We start from the raw sequence: 16,982 nt of genomic DNA on the forward strand, positions 1-16,982 counted from the left end.
AATTCGCTTGACGAGAACTGACTATGTGACAGTGGTATTACGCACGTGATGGGTGCTCATCAAGAAACTGATAGACTGCCTTGTAGCGAATTCGCGTGTCTTCAAACTGCTGATAAAACCTGAACAGCTCCTTGAGGGGTGCTGAAAAATCTTTGTAAGCTGCCAGTACGGCAATCAGGGCGCCAAGCGTGATCCTCTCCTGTATGACGAAGTATCCGCCAAGTGTATAAAACACGAATGGCGTCAAGGCTGTAAGGAAGTTATTTAGTGCCTTGGCAAGGAACTTCACTCTGTGAATACGCCACCTGATTTCTTCAAGCCGACGGAGCGAGGCAGCAGTTTGCAGGACATCGCGGGGGTGATCGTGAGCTGGATCAAACTGACGAGCCAAGCAGCGGCTGAGAATTCGCATCTCTTGAATTCGTACGTGGACAAGCCGGTTCACGATTCGTTGAATGTACGGCAGCAAAAACAGTTGTACTGGCAATACAGTTACTGCAGCGAATCCTAGGATCAGATCCTGCATGAACATGAAGGTCAGGATCGTGGCCAACGATCCGCCTTGCATTACAGGTAGAGTAATCAAATCTGCAGCCATTCCACCTATCGGCTCGATTTCCTGTCCGAGCACCTGAGGTAGTTCACTTTTTCGCGCTAGGTGTTTCTGATTTCTCCATCCGCGATAGATAAATAGTCGGAGCCTCCTAAGGCACCGTTCAGCTACACGCCCTTTCAACACGTTTAGTTTGTATTTTCCCAACCCATTCAATGTGATAGTGAGAAAATATGCAACACTTAACACAACCAGTAATTGTATCTGCGTAAGGCTGTACCCCGCAAAGATTACTATATCTTGCGAGTTATCCAGCCCATTGTTCACGATTTGCTTGGGCAACTCCAAAGACAAAAATAGCAGCGGCATTAACGAAAGGCTGAGCAAAATAAGGCAAACTTGCCTGTCGCGCGTGGTTTGAATAATTTGTGAGACCAAATTGTGGTGAAGACCTGCGGCTTCATGCAGAGGCCTCACATCTCGGTTCGGCGCTAGTGGTTTCAAACGAATATAAAGAGCGCGTAGGGCTAGAAATGTAGTCGACACTGCTAGAAATATTGGAACCAACACCAATACCAAATGTAGTGCTGGATGAAGCCAGGCAGGTGCGGCTTCGTCATAGCTGAAACTCAGCCATGCAGCGGCTTTGTGAGCAAAATTGTGATACTCGGGGAGTAATTGATCAGTCGGCATACAAAATCAGTTTTTGAGTTTGGTATGCGGCAACCATCTAGGGATTGCCGCACACATCGGCGCCGTTGCATGGGAACATTGCGGTTAACTATACCAGCAAGAGTTACTGCACTGTGATACTGCCAAACATACCAGAATCGTAATGCCCAGGGATCAAACAAGCGTACTCGAAATCACCGCTATTGGTAAAATTCCAGATAACCTCACCTTGTTCACCGGGCGATAACGTAATTGAATTTGGAGTTCTGTGAGTTTCTGTGCGGGCCGCCATAATCTCTTTGTGTATGCTGTTTAGCTCAGGCGTATCCAAGATGAATTCATGGTCAACTTCACCGTAATTCATCACCTCGAATTTGATAGTCTCACCCTTTTTTATCTCCAGTAGTGAGGGTGTGAAAATCATATCACCTTCATCTGTCTCTTTCATCGAGACTTTGACGGTTTGGTCAACATCGCGGCGGTCGCCGGGTATTCCAACTATCGTTTTTTTGCTTTCGCCGATGTTGCCGGTACCGAGGCCAAAAGGAGAGGCGACTACAGAAGTTCCGGTCAGTACAAGCAACGCCGTGGTGAAAATTAACTTTTTCATGTCTTCTCCATCAATCTGAAAAGGAAACATGTTCCTTTTCAGATTCAGTGTTAAAGAAAGCTTGGGTTTGGCAGGTTGGCCAGAACCGGCCTGAAATTCTGACGTCAGAACACGAGCCTTGCACCAGCCACGATAGCAAAGATTCCATTCTCTTCGCCATTAGCCCTGATCAGATCCGCAGTGCCGCCATAAGATTTTTCGTAGTTGACCCCGACATAAGGTGACACAGCACGATCAATGAGATCGTAGCTGAGCCGAAGACCCGCTTCGACGGTAACTCCACCTGCTCTTTGATTGTATTCAAGATCATCCTGCAGCGGGACAGTTAGCTCAAGATTAGGGATCAAATACAACCGGTTTGTCAGAGCACTTTCGTATTCGCCTTCGAAACGAAAGAACGAATTCTCCGAAAGATAGAGATCAGCATCAATTTCGAACCATTGTGGCGCCAGTCCTTTGATACCGAGAACTGCATTGTACCGCTCTGGAAGATCGCTGGGCGTATTTGCATAAACTCCCACCACAGCGTCAAAAAAACTCGAAATGGGCATCTGCAACCGTAGTTGGTTTTCAAGGGTCTCGAATTTACCTGAGCGCTCTTGAACCTCCGCTTCGCTGCGCCAGACGAACCTTGACTCATCAGTTCCAACGAAAGCGTCGAAATCCCACTGAATAGTATCCTCTCCTTTATCATTAGATCTGTACTCCAATTGCTCCGCCTGAAACCCGTAAGTATAGGTCTCTGCGCTTGTGTCAGCGGCCCAGCCAAACGAAAGCCCGGCTGCCGCAAATGTTGGGGCGATTAAGTTTTTCATGATTCTTTACTCTGTTTTTTTGCTGTCAGGAGGTCAGGCGGGGCCACCTTGAATGACTATTTTGCGGAACATGCCCGCATCGGCATGGTAGGAAAGATGACAATGGAATGCCCATTGGCCAGTTACGTCCACTTCGGTTTCGGTATAGACGGTAGTTCCCGGTGCAATATTGACAGTGTGTTTGATCGGATCGTACTCGCCCTTTCCGGCATCAAGAATTGACCACATGCCATGCAGGTGCATTGGGTGCGACATCATAGTTTCATTGACAAACTTGAACCGGACCCGCTCCCCGTACTGCAGCTTGATGGGCTCGGCCTCGGAAAGTTTCTCTCCGTTGATCGACCAGATGTATCGCTCCATGTTACCAGTCAGACGCACTTCAATTTCGCGTGTTGCCGACCGATCCCTATAACGCGGTTTGCGCGCCTGAAGGTCACCATAGCTCAGGAATTTTCCGCCGTTCGCCGCCACAGGAATCAATCCACTACCTGATGCGTAGAAGGGGTCTGCAGCTTTCGTGGTTGAAGCGAGGTTGTGGCCCATTTTGCTATGGTCCATTCCGCTCATATCCATCATCGAGGAGGTCGCGTTCTCCATGACAGGTTCTTCCACGCCCGCTCCGCTCATAACACCGCTCATATCCGCCATGGTCAGACGTGGTTTACTGCGAAGAGTTGGAACTGGCCCTGCCATTCCCTCACGCGGGCTCAAAGTGCCTCGGACCAATGCTGTCCGGCCCATAGACTCGGCCACAATGCTGTATGCGCGGTTTTCCTTGGGCTGGACGATCACATCATAGGTTTCGGCGACGGAAATGCGGAGCTCATCCACCGTGACCGGCTCTACGTCATTGCCGTCAGCCTGTATTACAGTCATTTTCAGGCCTGGAATCCGCAAGTCGAAATAGGTCATTGCAGAGGAGTTGATTAGCCGCAACCGCACCTTCTCACCAGGATTGAACAAGCCCGTCCAGTTCTGAGCAGTGCTTTCCCCATTGATTGTGGGAGTAAAACCTTGAACATCTTCGACATCCGTTGGCATCATGCGCATCCGACCCCACATCTTGCGGTCTTCCAGTGCAGCCCTCAGACCTACGTCACCCGTGTCTTTGATGAGATCCTGTGCGGTGCGTTGAGAACGATTGTAGTAGTCTGCCGACATTTTCAGGTTGCGCATGATCCGCTTACCTTGATGCGGATGGGTATCAGTCAACTGAACAACATAGTCGCGGTCAGTGCGGATACTTTCGCCTCCCTTTGGCTCAATCACGATAGCTCCATAAGCCCCGTCTGGTTCTTGAAACCCGGAATGACTATGAAACCAATAGGTTCCGGCCTGTTTGATTGGGAAATTGTATGGGAATGTTTCGCCAGGTTTGATGCCATCAAAACTGATCTTGGGGACACCATCCTGATCAAATGGAAGTATTAGCCCATGCCAATGGATCGAGGTGCTTTCCCGCAGGTTATTGGTTACATTAATAGTGACGTCCTCGCCTTCCTTGAAGCGAAGTATAGTGGGCGTCTGTGTGCTATTGTAGCCGACGCCTTTCTTTCCAAAATCTTCGGTGTCGATCCGGATTTTGTCTACAGTGATATTGTATGTGCCAGCCTGGGCTGTGGTTACAGAGCACAACGCAAGGGTCGCGCCGGTCAGAGCCGCGCGCAAGGATTTAATGGATGACATTGTCAGTCCTTGTAAAGATTATTGGTATTGACGAAATCCACTGCGAGCAGTCACTGCGCACAGAAACGTGAAGATATCAGGATCGTTCACGAAACTGCTTCGACGCATTCCCAAACTTCTCCTGCAACCCTTTCAAGGCTAAGAGAAGACAACGAAATGTCTATGAAAGATACGACTGACAAGGCAGTGGAGTCAGGAGCTTGAGTTCAAGCTTTGGGAGGCGGGACACGAGTCTCGGGACCGGCCAACCTTTTGTTAGGTTCGGTCAGAGGAACTGAAAGCTTTATCACGGTTTCAGAAATGGCACGGTCATACCAAAACTGAAAGGCAACCGAGTTCTCACAGCCTATTGCCTGGTGGCACCGAGCAGAACTGAGAGTTGCACTTAAGGCGGATGTTTCAAGCTGTTCTGCAACGAAACTGTCCGAACGGATATCAGCAGCAACCGCCATAGGGGCAAGAAACGAGGATGCAGTCAGCGCAATTGCCAACAGCATTGAAATCCACAGTTTTCCCGCCTGTTGGCGCATTATTTTATAGTTCCTTGTCCTTTTGACTACTGGTCAAGTAGCTGGGTATGATTTGCAATTCAAGAGCGGAACTCCGAAAAATTTATAATATAGATTCAACTTCTTGAGAGCCATTGGAAGAAGGCAAACCTGTTTAGTTTGAGTCGACGAACTAGACCTAGGTTCGGCAAAAAAAAGCCGAATATTTCACCATTTTGTTCTCACGATCTTGCGAAAGGAGCGACCTGACCTTCCTGCTTGGCAAGGCCGGGTGAGTTTGTGATCTAGGACTGTTGGAGCATGTCAGATAATCATCAATCAGGCCCACAGGAGGATTGCGTAAAAGGAACCGCTGGTAACGCTATAGAATTGGTGATGATGGCCTGTCGCATCATTGTGGTCTTGCAGATCGTTTTTATTTTCTGGTTGGTCGGGCCGTTGGCGGGCTCTCTAAGTCACGCAGTCTGCCCGTACCGAAGAACCCATTCGTGGCCCTCAACTTCATGCATAAGGTTATGGGAATTTCCCGTCATTCGACCACGAAAATACCCAAGCACCCGAATGCAATCGAAGCCTGGGCAAAATTGCACGCGAAAGCCGACGGCAATCTCCGACTATGGAGTATCTGCGCGCCCGGTCGGCGGCCGCAGAACCTTCGACTACGCTTGCACTGTCGGCTTGCGCGCCACGCGCAAAATTTTCCTCCTTGCAGCTACTGTCCTCCGACGATTGCTTGCTCCAGGATTGCCATGTTCAGTTGTCAGGCACAGAAGGCGATGCCAGTCTTAACTACGACAACGGTCGCGAAAGGCTTGTCAGCTGATCACACGGAATTGCTTCTTTGTACCCGAACACCATTGTTCCGCCTTGCAACGCCGAGATCACTATCTCGAGTTATTTGACACATGGAATGCCACCACTCGGGTAACTGGAATTCCAAACATCAGAATATCTTTGTTGGGCGGATTTCGATGTGACAACACTCTTATCGGACAGGCTTAGCGGTTTGACCAATGGCTTACCTCTGATTCATCGAAGAAAATAAAGCGCGCAAATGAACGAGAAACCCGGAACAAACAAAGATGCTTCTGACGAGATGACCGGGTCCTTCTACGGAAGCCATACAAACAGTATTCAGCCGATCTTGATCCGCGTATCCGAGGTAAACTCATATGGCGGTACGTCGAGGTTGCGCGGTGCTGGGCCTTTGCGAATGCGGCCCGACGTGTCGTAATGCGAGCCGTGGCAAGGGCAGAACCAACCGTCCCAGTCTCCAACAGGTTCGCTGCCGCCCTGCCCCAGCGGTATGCAGCCCAGATGGGTACAGACACCGACCACCACAAGCCATTCCGGACGTTGGACGCGGGCCGCGTCCGGTTCTGGATCAATCATCGGCACTGTATCGTCTTCCTGGGCCAATTCGATACGTTCTGTGGTCCGATGGTCAATGAAGACTGGCTTGCCCTTCCATTTCACCGTTATTCGTGTTCCCGGCCCTACCCCTTCCAGATCGACATCAACTACAGCCTGAGCTGACACATCGGCGCTTGGGTTCATGCTGTTGATCAAAGGCCAGATAGCCGCGCCAGTGGCAACGACCACTGCACTTGTTGTGGCATAATACAAAAAGTCACGCCGAGATTCGTCTCTTGGGGGTTTTCTTCTTTCTGAGATATCAGACATAACGTTCCTCCAACCTGTCCGTACCTCGCCGTCATATTGCAACGGCTTGGTCCGAGGGATTGAGCATGTTGCCCTATTTCCATCAGTTTGTGGCGATCATGGGTCCTCCATGGTTTTCCTAACGGTTCTTCTCAATCAGGCCGTTCTGATACTGCCCACGCGGCATTTGGTCCGTACAGCAGCCAGCCATAAAGGATGCCGCCAACAAACGCGGGAAAAACGCCTGAAGCAATGAAAAGGCCGGTGTTCTCTTGCCCGCCAAAATATCCAAACCGGGCGTCAATCCGGCTGCACAGAACGGCGCAATAGCTACCGACTACCGCGACGACCAGCACTGCCCGCCACAGCGCGGCGTTACCCCAGTACCGGAACTCCACCCAAACCAGCGTTGCGACGCCGATCACCGCGCCCATGGCCAGCCCGCAAGTCAAAGTCCACACGGTTTTGCCGGCAAGGCTGCCCTGTGGAAACAACATCATGCCCCAGACAACCAAATAGAACAGCTCTGCCAACGTAGTTAGCAAAATTGCTGTTCCCAACACTGCATAAAAGCGGATCGCGGGTTGTGCGGTCATCGTTCTCAGTGCTTGCCGTGGCCGCGATGCATGAAGAAGTGGATGCCCACGCAGGCCAGTAGGAACAGCAACGGGGAACTGAGCAGCGGATAGATTACATCGCGGTATTCCCAGCCCAGCACAGCGGCGCCGAAGGCTAACGCCGCGGCGACTGGAAGCCAATTACGTTTGGCGTGCCCGCTCGGTTGTGATTCTTTTTCTACCACTTCGGACGAGTGTTGCGGGGTGCTCTGTTCAACTTTGTCACGCTGGAGATGGGTTTTTTCGGCGTTTGAATGGGTCATGGCAGATTTGCCTCCTTATTGATGATCCAGTGTTTGAGAAATGTGCGCTCGTAAGCGAAGACCAGAACGATGCCAGCAACGGCATAGACCACGATCATCGGGTCCGAGCGCAGTTTGAGTGCTGTGAATGCGATCAAGACCACGGCATCCAGCGCCAGGGCGGTCAGCAAGACCCAGCCCCGAGCGCTGATCTGACCGCGCAGCCGGCGCCAAACACCCCAATGCACTGCCATGTCCATCACCAGGTAAAAGAACGCCCCCAGCGAGGCGATGCGCGACAGGTCGAACAGCACCGCCAGCAACCCGGCGATGACAACCGTGTAGATCAGCGTGTGCGACTGGATACTGCCCGTCATGCCGAAATGGCTGTGTGGGATCATCTTCATGTCGGTCAGCATTGCTAGCATCCGCGACACAGCGAACACACTGGCAATCAGCCCTGAGGCGGTGGCGACCATTGCCAACGCAACAGTCAAGTAAAACCCACCCTGCCCCAGCACCGGTCGGGCGACCTCGGCCAGGGCATAGTCCTGTGCGGCACGAATCTGGTCCGGTGGCAGGCTTGTACCCACAGCGAAGGCCACCAACAGATAGACTACTGCGCAGATCGCAATCGAAATCATGATGGTGCGCCCGACGTTGCGATGTGGATCGACGATCTCGGCGCCGCTGTTGGTGATTGTGGTGAAGCCCTTGAATGCAAGGATCGACAGGGCCACTGACGCAATGAACCCCAGCGGTCGGGTGGACGCAGAACCCTGCGCCTGCCAGTCCCCGCCCGCGGCCCACAGCGCGGCAACGCCAAAGATCGCGATCCCGCCGATCTTGAGCGCCGACATGACGATGGACCACAAACCCACCGAGCGGTTCCCGGACCGGTTGACCGCATAGGCAAAGACAATCAGCGCCACCGCGACCACAGGCACCAACGGCCCGTCCTCGATATCGAAAGGCCTGAGCGCATAGGTGGCGAAGGTGCGTGCCACGAGGCTTTCGTTGATCACCATCGACAACGCCATCATCAGCGAAGCCGCCGCCGCCACTGCTCCCGGCCCGTAGGCCTTTGTCAGGATCATCGCGATTCCGCCCGAGGACGGCCAGGCGTTGGACATGGCGATGTAGGTATAGGCGCTGAAGGCCGTCACAATCGCTCCAAATACGAAGGACAGTGGAAACCACGGCCCCGCTAACCCGGCGATCTGACCCGTCAGCGCGAAGATTCCGGCGCCGATCATCACGCCCGTGCCCATGGCCACCGCGCCTGTCAGCGAGATCGAGCCCGACTTCAGGCCGCCCCCGCCCCCGTGCGTCATATTCTGATGCGTACTCAAATCTTCGCCCCCCGCAGGCGTAGCGCATTGAGTACCACCGAGATCGACGATGCGCTCATGGCGAAAGCAGCGAACATAGGACTAATCAGGATGCCGAAGAGTGGGAACAGCAGGCCTGCCGCTACCGGAACGCCCGAGGCGTTATAGATCAGGGCAAAGAAAAGGTTCTGGCGAATATTGCGCATGGTGGCGCGCGCCAGCCTGCGGGCACGCACGATGCCATCGAGGCTGCCGTTGACCAGCGTGAAGCCTGCGCTTTCGATCGCCACGTCCGCGCCGGTACCCATAGCGATGCCTACATCGGCTTGTGCCAGCGCCGGCGCGTCGTTCACACCATCACCGGCCATGGCGACCTTACCGCCTTTCTCCTGCAACTCGCGGATGATGCGGGCCTTGTCCTCAGGCAGAACGTCGGCACGAATCTCGTCAATACCCAGTCGTTCGGCTACCGCCTTCGCTGTGCGTTCGTTGTCGCCGGTCGCCATGATGATGCGGAACCCCAGTTCGTGCAGCGCCTTCAGTGCGGCAGGTGTGGTTTCCTTGACCGGGTCGGCGACGCTGACCAGACCGGCCACCGCTCCGTCCAGCATCACGAACATCACCGTTTCACCCTGATCACGGCGCGCGTCGGCCTTGGCTATCAGATCGGCTGCCTCGAGCCCAAGATCGGTGACCAGTTTCAAGTTGCCAAGCGCGACCGGGCGACCACCCACCGTGCCTTTTACGCCCTTGCCGGTCACCGCCTCGAAATCGCTGGCGTCGGACAAGACCACGCCACGTTCCTCGGCACCGGTGACGATCGCTTCGGCCAACGGGTGCTCCGATCCCTTTTCCAGCGTAGCGGCCAGCCGCAGAACCTCTGCCTCGTCATGGCCGGGTTCGGGAAGCACGGCGACAAGGCGCGGCTTTCCCATGGTGAGGGTGCCGGTTTTGTCTACGATTAAGGTTTCGATCTTCTCGAACCTCTCCAGAGCCTCGGCATTTTTGATCAGAACGCCGGCCTGAGCCCCGCGCCCGGTAGCCGTCATGATCGACATCGGAGTGGCAAGGCCAAGTGCGCACGGGCATGCGATGATCAATACTGACACCGCTGCAATCAGAGCGTAAGACAGAGCTGGGGCTGGTCCCCAGATCGCCCACGCGATAAAAGCCAACGCAGCTATGCCGATGACCGCCGGCACGAACCAGCCCGCCACTTTGTCAGCGTATTTCTGAATCGGCGCGCGAGAGCGCTGCGCGTTGGCCACCATCTCAACGATCTGCGACAGCATCGTGTCAGCACCCACACGGGTTGCCTCGATCACAAGGCTACCGGTGCCATTGATCGTAGCCCCCGTAACCGGCTCGCCCTGTACCTTCTCGACCGGAACCGGCTCGCCAGAGATCATGCTTTCGTCAACAGATGAGCGACCTTCGAGCACAACGCCGTCTACTGGCACTTTGTCGCCGGGGCGTACCCGAAGTCGGTCGCCAACCTGAACCTCTTCAAGCGGGATTTCCTCTTCAGTTCTGTCAGGTCGGATAATTCGGGCCGTCTTTGCAGCCATATCCAGCAAAGCACGGATCGCCTTTCCGGTGCCTTCACGTGCACGCAGCTCCATCACCTGCCCGAGCAGAACAAGTGTAACGATAACTGCGGCTGCCTCGAAATAGACCCCTACATGGCCTGCTGAATCGCGAAAACCGTCTGGAAAAATTTGGGGCATCAATACGGCTACAACGCTGAACAGCCACGCTGCCGTCACCCCCATGGCAATCAACGAGAACATGTTCAGGTTCATAGTGCGGAACGAATTCCACCCCCGTTCCAGAAATGGCCAGCCGCACCACAGGACGACGGGTGTGCCAAGTACCAGTTCGATCCATAGGGTCGTGCGTTCACCAAAAATTTCTCGCACGCCTGACAGCCCCACATAGGGGCCCATCGTGAAAACCAAGAGCGGCAGCGTCAGAACCGCGCCCACCCAAAGGCGACGGGTGAAATCCACCAGTTCGGGGTTCGGCCCCTCGTCGACCATCGTCGCGCTTTCCAGCTCCAGCCCCATGCCGCAGTGTGGGCAAGACCCAGGTTTGGTTTGCCGCACCTGTGGATGCATCGGGCAGGTATAAACTGCTCCGTCATAGCCTGCGGGAACGACGTCATATTCACCGCCGTCAGTTTCGGTGAATGCGTCACTATGATGCGCATGTGTGTCGACGGCGCCCTGGGGTACAAGGTGCATTCCGCATTTGGGGCAGTCGCCCGGCTCAGATTGACGCACGTCAGGATGCATTGGGCAGACATAGGCGACCTCGGCCGCAATGTTTGCGTGGGTTCCGGTGTCGTGGACTTCTGTCATGTTCTGATCCCTGGTTTGAGCGTTGGTTGTAGAGCCGTTTGTTTTCGCAAAGGTCCGGCACAGTCCTTCAGGGTAGAACAACCATCTGGTGGCCCTCACCCAGTACCGGCACTTCTGATACAGCCGTCAAGCTAACCTGATCGACGATCCAAACCTTCGGTTCGGTCCGGCTCGATACCATCACTTTGCCCGAATTCGGTATTGTCGTCAGGTGGTAAGGTGCCGGTGACAGGTTGGTCGCGCGCTGTTTTCCCGTTGCGAGATCGATCGACAACAGCCGGTCGGTGCCCTTAGCGGCCACGAACAAAACGCCTTCCCGGTCGGACAGGCCGATCCCGTGCAGCTCGCCACCAATGTCATATATGTCGATGACGGAACCGCCGGCAAGATCCACGCGAAAAGCCTTGCCGCCATCGCTGTCGGCGACGAAGGCGGCGCTGCCGATGGCGTTCAGCACCAGATGCTCAGGGCCTTCGCCAACGCGGATGTTGCGTGCGACAAAGCCCTTGGCGACTTCTACTTCGCTGAGCGTGCCATTGCCGGTGTTGGTGACATAGACCTTGTTGCTGTCAGGCGAAAAAACCGCGTAGTTGGGCATTGGCCCGGTGGCAACGAAGCCTCGGAAACTGAGCGTTTCGAGGTCGATAATCGAAATACCGTCACCACCCGGATGAGTCCCCACCGCAAACCGCCCGTCGGGCGACACCGCGGTGTGATGCACCGCGCCTGGAACCTCGATCTGGCGGACGACCTCGCGTGTTTCTGCATCAAGGATCGTCAGCAGGCTCCGCCCCTTGTCTTTGGGCAACACGGTGACATCGCGCTTGGCGTGGTGCGCGGCGTGTTCGTCCTCGGACATACCTTCGGGTTTTGGTGGCGTTGTAGTCTCGGTTTCTGCGTAGCTGCCCGCGACCAGGTACTTAACGCCGGGCGCGCCGGCCAGCCCATGGACCGCCACGAGCCTCGGCAGCCGCTCGACGGTCTTGCCGGTTTCGGACTCGATCACCAAAACCGAGTCCGCGCTGCCTTCGGGAATGAACACGGTTGCCGCAAGCGTAAGCGAAGGCGCGGTCAAAGCTACTACGGACAGGCCTGCGGCCAGATTGAGCAGGGTCATTTAGGTTTCCTTTCGTCAACTGAAACGCGCACCATGGCGGGCACGTGCAGAAAAATCCGGTAGATGACGACCATCAGGAAGGGTGTCAAAAGCAGGGTCAGAGCGATGGCCTTCATGGCTTTGTCCTTTCAATCAGTTGAGTTTTGTGCGAGCCGCAAAGACATTGAACAGTCCGCCGAGCAGCAACGCGGCGTACCAGCCGTAGAGAAACGCCCATAACAGTCCCAACAGGAATGAGGGCAGGCTGAGCCAGGTCATTCCGGGCATCAGGCCGATCCAAGCCCGGTACATGGCAAAACTTGGAAAGATCAGGTCAAACGCCACGCACAGCAGGTAGGTTGCGGCCAGAAACAGGCTTAGCGCCCAGCCAAGGGTTATCACCGGAACACCCGGCTGATGTTCTTGTATCCCCATCACGCAGGGGCCACAGGCCAGGCGCAACAGTGCGAATAGCACCGCGCCCGTGACGAAAAAGTACAGAATGGTAAGCATGGTAAGTGTCCTGAACTGAGTTGGGCCGCAATCAACGGCTTGGGCAAGACCCCGGTGCGAATCCGGGGCCATTGCCGGTCACGTTCAGGACAGGTTTGGCGGATGTGGTAGTGGTGCGACCGGCAGGCTTGCGCGTGGTCGGAACCGTTCTGGCGCCACGGGCGTAGCAATACGCATCGAGAGCAATTCAGGTGCCGCCATAACTGCCATCGCATAGCAGCCCGGGTGCACTGAGCAGTCTAATTCTTCTGATGGATGAGACGCGGGATACCCACCGCTGTCATCGATCACAAGCTCGGCCTGGGTGGCGGCCTTCGCGATGTCATGCCCGGCATGGGACGGCACAACAGAGATCAGCATCGAAACCACCAACGCACAGATCAACAGGACCTGCAGTCGGCCCATGGCTCGGGCCGGCCGTGTCGCAGTTGATATCCATTGTGCGCGGATCACTTAGGGTTTCCTCCATTCTCCAACAGTTTAGGACCGCTTGGGCGGGTCGCATTGATCTGGCTCAAATCGTTTTCTGATAGGCCATGTGGCGTTTTACGTTTCCAAGCCAACCAGATAAGCGGCGCCCCCGTCAACAGCCCAAGCCCGATAACCGCAATGCTGGTGCCGCCTGTCGCGGTTTCGGTAATCTGGCTGCCCAGATGGGCCAGAACGAAACTGGCCGGCAGGAGTCCAGCCAAGGTGGCCAGTGCGAACCGCCAGAACTGAAGCCGGGTCAGACCGGCGGCATAGCTGACCATGTCGAAAGAAACGAAAGGCATCAGGCGGCTGGTGAACACGGTCAACATCAGGGCATTCTGCGATCCAAGCAACCCCAAGTCCAGCTTGTCGCCGAACCACCGGCGCAGCGCGTCGTGCCCCAACCAACGGGCTATCAGGAACGCCAGCAGCGCCCCCAACTCCGCCCCGATGGCAACCAATGCGGTTCCCAGCCCATGCCCATATGCCACCCCGGCAGCGACAGCGATCGGAGCGCTGGGAATTGGGCTGGCAACCACTGCGGCTGTCATGAAGCCGATGATGACAGCGGGTCCGAACGGGCCGGCCCACCCCACCCACGCAGCAATGATTTCGCGCGATAGTCCTGCATCCAACGCGCCAGACAGCCACAACCAGATGGTGGCGATCAGCAACGCGATCAAAACCGCGATGAAAACCAAACGGCTATTGCTGTGCAGGCCTTCCAGCTTTCGTTCCTCCTATGACATAGCTCGCCACCCCAATACGGGAGTGACGGATTCCGAGTTCACTTAGCGATGTATTTGACCAGCGCTACGATCGCCAAAACGATCAACACTGCAATCAGCAACATCCAAATCATGCCAAACCCCATTCCAGCGCCATAACCCATCATCGCTTTGTCCCTCAGTGGTTTGTGGCCGAGTGCGATGACCCGGCTACACGGTTGCGTTTCAGTTGTTGGTTTCAGGGGCTTTAGGCGCGGGTTTTGGGTCTTTCACGCTGTGTTTAGGCGACATTGTCTTCGCGCCTTTCTCGACTTCCCCGGCAGTCACCGCGCCATCGCCATTGGCGTCAAGATGCTGAAATCGGTCCACCATGGTTTCGCGGATCACTCCGGAATGCAGCGCCTCGAATTCGTCAATCGACAGGTTGCCATCACTATCGACGTCATGCGCCTGCATCCGGGCCTTCAAACCTTCGGCTATCTCAGCCTCGCTCACGCGACCGTCCTCGTCCATATCCAAAACCAACAGCCAGTTGCCGCGCATCATGCCCTTGCCATGCATACCACCCATCATCTGGCCATGCATCTTCATCATCTTTTGCATCATACCGGCGTGATCGCCATTCATGCCGTCGGGCGCACCCTTCATCATGCCACCCTGATGGCCCTGCATCTGCTCGCTGCTGCCATGCTGACCTGCGGCAAGTGCGGGCAGAGCCATCAAAGACCCGGCCAAGGCTACGGCGGCCAGCTTGAACGTGCGTTTCATGACTTTCACCTCTTGGTTTTTGTTTCGACACCAAGCATATGGCCCTCGACAGGCCCACCACTACCCCCCTGCCCTGTCTGGTTTGTATCGCCTTGTCGCAACCCGCCTGCCTGATACAAAGCGATACAAAAAAGCCGGGATTTGCTCAGCTCCGGGGCCTATGATCGCGCCATGACAGAAACATCGCATATCCTTGTCGTCGACGATCACCACGAGATCCGCGATGCGGTCAGCCGCTATCTTGAAAAGAACGGGCTACGGGCCAGCACTGCGCGCGACGCCTCCGAGATGGACGCGCGACTGGCAGCCGGGCGGTTCGACTTGATCGTGCTGGATATCATGATGCCGGGCGAAGACGGTCTTTCGGTTTGCCGCCGCCTATCCGCCGCCGGAGGGCCGCCAATCTTGATGCTGACAGCATTGGGTGACGACACCGACCGTATAGTAGGGTTGGAAATCGGGGCCGATGACTATCTGCCTAAGCCGTTCAACCCGCGTGAATTGCTGGCACGGATCAAAGCCATCCTGCGACGTACCGATATCGACGCGCGCCCAGTTGGAGGCCTGGCGGGCAAACAGATCGCATTCGGGGACTGGGTGTTGGACACCGACCGCCGCACCCTGACCGCGGCGGATGGAACCGAAGAAAGCCTGACAACCGCCGACTTCCGGCTGCTGGCCGAGTTTCTGCAACGGCCGCGCATGGTGATGTCACGTGACGCGCTTCTGGACTTGACCGCCGGCCGCAGCCCTCACCTGTTCGATCGTACGATCGACAACCAGGTCAGCCGCCTGCGCCGCAAGATCGAAGCTGACCCAGCGCGGCCGAAACTCATCACAACTGTAAGAGGTGGCGGTTATTGCCTGTCAACTGACGTGCGCGAGCTTTCGGAATGAAAGTCTTTGCTCAAAGCTTGCGCGGTCAGCTTATCCTTTTGATCATCGCGGCGCTGGCTGCGGCGCAACTGGTCAGCCTGTGGCTCTTTGTCGACGAACGCTCGATGGCTGTACACATGGCCCTTGGTATGGAAACGGCTGGACGCGCCGCAAACATCGCGCGACTGATCGAAGATGCTCCACCAGAGATGCACGATGCGATCCTGCGAGCGGCGAGCTCTCCGTTGGTGCGTTTCAGCCTTACAAATACGCCGGCGGTCGATCACACCGGGCATAACGCTGGTGGGACAGTCGAAAACACAATTCGCAGAATTCTGCCGGGCTATGAAAACCGCCCCATCAGGGTCGAGTTACATGAGTTCTCGCCCGATATGCTGCCGGCCGAAGGTTTTCCGTCTACGATGGCTGAAATGCACATGGCAATGATGCGTGATGACGTATCCACAGTTGAAATGCAGCTGTCGATCGCTCTGACGACCGATCAATGGCTCAACGTTGATACCCGGTTCCACAACCCACCATTGCAATGGCCTTGGCAATCCTTTGTCAGCTTCGGGTTCACTGCAACTCTGATTCTTGGTGCAGCCATTTGGTTTCTACTGACAAGGCTAACCGGCCCTTTGCGCCGCCTTTCACTCGCCGCAGACCAGTTCGGTCGCGGTGAAGACGTCCACGAGCTGACGGTTTCCGGGCCGACTGAGGTGCAAGGTTTAACACAGGCGTTCAACCGTATGCGTGACAGGCTGACCCGCTATGTTGCTGATCGGACCAGACTATTGGGAGCGCTGGGTCACGATTTGCGTTCACCACTGACAGGATTGCGAGTTCGCGCCGAACTGGTGGACGAGGACGAGACACGTGACCATTTGATCGAGACCATCGAAGAAATGCAGGAAATGGTGGACTCCACCCTGTCATTCGCCAAGGGCGTAGCCACGCGAGAACCTTCAAGTACCGTTCCAATTGGTGAGTTCGTAACCAAAGCGGCTGAGGATCTTATCCAAGCCGGTAACACTGTCGAAGTAGTGGTAGCAGACAATCCAGCTGTCACACTTCGGCCGATGCTAATGAAGCGCGCTTTGCGCAATGTAATTGAAAACGCCTGCCGGTATGGTGCCCGGGCCAACATCTTGGTCACGCAAGAGAGGAATGAGGCAAAAATATTGATTCAGGACCAAGGCCCCGGCATCCCGGAGCATATGCTTGACGCGGTATTCGACCCTTTCGTGCGGCTTGAAACATCACGCTCGCGAGAAACTGGCGGAACCGGCTTGGGGTTGTCGATCGCACGTACAATCATCCAGTCCCACGGTGGCACGATAGAATTGCTAAACGGGGAAACTGGCGGCTTGTGCGCTAAGGTGGTTCTGCCAGTTTTTGAGGGCCAAACGTAACTTGTTAACACAATCGGCACGTTCTGAAAGCTTATTGGAAGCGCACCGCTTTGGG

Annotated in this window: 16 protein-coding genes; 2 read left to right on the top strand and 14 right to left on the bottom strand. The window is 55.5% G+C overall.

All coding sequences use genetic code 11. The features are described 5' to 3' along the window. Positions 1-37: 37 nt before the first annotated feature. The 14 genes from AC2FEB_RS14750 to AC2FEB_RS14815 all read right to left on the bottom strand — a co-directional run bounded on the left by AC2FEB_RS14750 (position 38) and on the right by AC2FEB_RS14815 (position 14,636). Positions 38-1,246, bottom strand: coding sequence for an ABC transporter ATP-binding protein (locus AC2FEB_RS14750; protein WP_496852722.1), 1,209 nt, complete (start codon positions 1,244-1,246; stop codon positions 38-40). A gap of 103 nt (positions 1,247-1,349) precedes the next feature. Then, positions 1,350-1,835 (bottom strand): cupredoxin domain-containing protein, encoded by a 486-nt coding sequence (locus AC2FEB_RS14755; protein WP_496852723.1) that lies wholly within the window; start codon positions 1,833-1,835, stop codon positions 1,350-1,352. A 104-nt stretch (positions 1,836-1,939) separates the two neighbouring features. Continuing rightward, positions 1,940-2,650: a copper resistance protein B gene (locus AC2FEB_RS14760; protein WP_496852724.1), complete on the bottom strand. Its 711-nt coding sequence runs from the start codon at positions 2,648-2,650 to the stop codon at positions 1,940-1,942. 33 nt (positions 2,651-2,683) lie between these two features. Beyond that, positions 2,684-4,345 (bottom strand): multicopper oxidase domain-containing protein, encoded by a 1,662-nt coding sequence (locus tag AC2FEB_RS14765; RefSeq protein ID WP_496852774.1) that lies wholly within the window; start codon positions 4,343-4,345, stop codon positions 2,684-2,686. Between the two features lie 1,637 nt (positions 4,346-5,982). Continuing rightward, complete coding sequence (petA, locus tag AC2FEB_RS14770) at positions 5,983-6,531, bottom strand: ubiquinol-cytochrome c reductase iron-sulfur subunit (protein ID WP_108862295.1); 549 nt, start codon at positions 6,529-6,531, stop codon at positions 5,983-5,985. 131 nt (positions 6,532-6,662) lie between these two features. Then, positions 6,663-7,106 (bottom strand): hypothetical protein, encoded by a 444-nt coding sequence (locus AC2FEB_RS14775; RefSeq protein ID WP_108862296.1) that lies wholly within the window; start codon positions 7,104-7,106, stop codon positions 6,663-6,665. Positions 7,107-7,111: 5 nt separating this feature from the next. Then, positions 7,112-7,390 carry a DUF2933 domain-containing protein gene (locus AC2FEB_RS14780; RefSeq protein WP_496852725.1) on the bottom strand — a complete coding sequence of 93 codons (279 nt, stop codon included), beginning with the start codon at positions 7,388-7,390 and terminating at the stop codon, positions 7,112-7,114. Beyond that, a complete protein-coding gene (locus AC2FEB_RS14785) occupies positions 7,387-8,703 on the bottom strand; it encodes an APC family permease (protein WP_496852775.1) in 1,317 nt (438 codons plus the stop codon). The genes AC2FEB_RS14780 and AC2FEB_RS14785 overlap by 4 nt, the downstream gene beginning before the upstream one ends. Before the next feature lie 14 nt (positions 8,704-8,717). Beyond that, positions 8,718-10,994 carry a copper-transporting P-type ATPase gene (locus tag AC2FEB_RS14790; protein ID WP_496852777.1) on the bottom strand — a complete coding sequence of 759 codons (2,277 nt, stop codon included), beginning with the start codon at positions 10,992-10,994 and terminating at the stop codon, positions 8,718-8,720. A gap of 133 nt (positions 10,995-11,127) precedes the next feature. After that, positions 11,128-12,177: a YncE family protein gene (locus tag AC2FEB_RS14795; RefSeq protein ID WP_496852726.1), complete on the bottom strand. Its 1,050-nt coding sequence runs from the start codon at positions 12,175-12,177 to the stop codon at positions 11,128-11,130. A 132-nt stretch (positions 12,178-12,309) separates the two neighbouring features. Continuing rightward, entirely contained in the window at positions 12,310-12,669 is a 360-nt protein-coding gene (locus AC2FEB_RS14800) for a DUF5676 family membrane protein (protein ID WP_496852727.1), read from the bottom strand. 84 nt (positions 12,670-12,753) lie between these two features. Beyond that, a complete protein-coding gene (locus AC2FEB_RS14805) occupies positions 12,754-13,122 on the bottom strand; it encodes a hypothetical protein (protein WP_159090200.1) in 369 nt (122 codons plus the stop codon). Then, on the bottom strand, positions 13,119-13,841 hold the full coding sequence (locus AC2FEB_RS14810) for a TVP38/TMEM64 family protein (RefSeq protein WP_496852728.1): 723 nt from the start codon (positions 13,839-13,841) through the stop codon (positions 13,119-13,121). Before AC2FEB_RS14810 ends, AC2FEB_RS14805 begins: the two co-directional genes overlap by 4 nt. Before the next feature lie 252 nt (positions 13,842-14,093). Beyond that, the gene (locus tag AC2FEB_RS14815) at positions 14,094-14,636 is read right to left on the bottom strand and encodes an EF-hand domain-containing protein (protein ID WP_496884194.1); all 543 of its coding nucleotides are present in this window, start codon (positions 14,634-14,636) and stop codon (positions 14,094-14,096) included. A 171-nt stretch (positions 14,637-14,807) separates the two neighbouring features. On the opposite strand from AC2FEB_RS14815, the gene AC2FEB_RS14820 reads away from it, so the two are divergent. Both AC2FEB_RS14820 and AC2FEB_RS14825 read left to right on the top strand, forming a co-directional pair. Next, a complete protein-coding gene (locus AC2FEB_RS14820; protein ID WP_496852730.1) occupies positions 14,808-15,533 on the top strand; it encodes a response regulator in 726 nt (241 codons plus the stop codon). Further along, complete coding sequence (locus tag AC2FEB_RS14825) at positions 15,530-16,927, top strand: ATP-binding protein (RefSeq protein WP_496852731.1); 1,398 nt, start codon at positions 15,530-15,532, stop codon at positions 16,925-16,927. The genes AC2FEB_RS14820 and AC2FEB_RS14825 overlap by 4 nt, the downstream gene beginning before the upstream one ends. The last annotated feature ends 55 nt before the right edge of the window (positions 16,928-16,982 follow it).

Source organism: Ruegeria sp. YTSC106 (assembly GCF_059609765.1).

Coding starts and splice junctions, on each gene's coding strand:
- AC2FEB_RS14780 (WP_496852725.1), bottom strand. CDS start 7,390: ATGACCCATTCAAACGCCGAAAAAACCCATCTCCAGCGTGACAAAGTT.
- AC2FEB_RS14785 (WP_496852775.1), bottom strand. CDS start 8,703: ATGACGCACGGGGGCGGGGGCGGCCTGAAGTCGGGCTCGATCTCGCTG.
- AC2FEB_RS14820 (WP_496852730.1), top strand. CDS start 14,808: ATGACAGAAACATCGCATATCCTTGTCGTCGACGATCACCACGAGATC.
- AC2FEB_RS14750 (WP_496852722.1), bottom strand. CDS start 1,246: ATGCCGACTGATCAATTACTCCCCGAGTATCACAATTTTGCTCACAAA.
- AC2FEB_RS14800 (WP_496852727.1), bottom strand. CDS start 12,669: ATGCTTACCATTCTGTACTTTTTCGTCACGGGCGCGGTGCTATTCGCA.
- AC2FEB_RS14755 (WP_496852723.1), bottom strand. CDS start 1,835: ATGAAAAAGTTAATTTTCACCACGGCGTTGCTTGTACTGACCGGAACT.
- AC2FEB_RS14790 (WP_496852777.1), bottom strand. CDS start 10,994: ATGCATCCTGACGTGCGTCAATCTGAGCCGGGCGACTGCCCCAAATGC.
- AC2FEB_RS14815 (WP_496884194.1), bottom strand. CDS start 14,636: ATGAAACGCACGTTCAAGCTGGCCGCCGTAGCCTTGGCCGGGTCTTTG.
- AC2FEB_RS14760 (WP_496852724.1), bottom strand. CDS start 2,650: ATGAAAAACTTAATCGCCCCAACATTTGCGGCAGCCGGGCTTTCGTTT.
- AC2FEB_RS14775 (WP_108862296.1), bottom strand. CDS start 7,106: ATGACCGCACAACCCGCGATCCGCTTTTATGCAGTGTTGGGAACAGCA.
- AC2FEB_RS14825 (WP_496852731.1), top strand. CDS start 15,530: ATGAAAGTCTTTGCTCAAAGCTTGCGCGGTCAGCTTATCCTTTTGATC.
- AC2FEB_RS14795 (WP_496852726.1), bottom strand. CDS start 12,177: ATGACCCTGCTCAATCTGGCCGCAGGCCTGTCCGTAGTAGCTTTGACC.
- petA (WP_108862295.1), bottom strand. CDS start 6,531: ATGTCTGATATCTCAGAAAGAAGAAAACCCCCAAGAGACGAATCTCGG.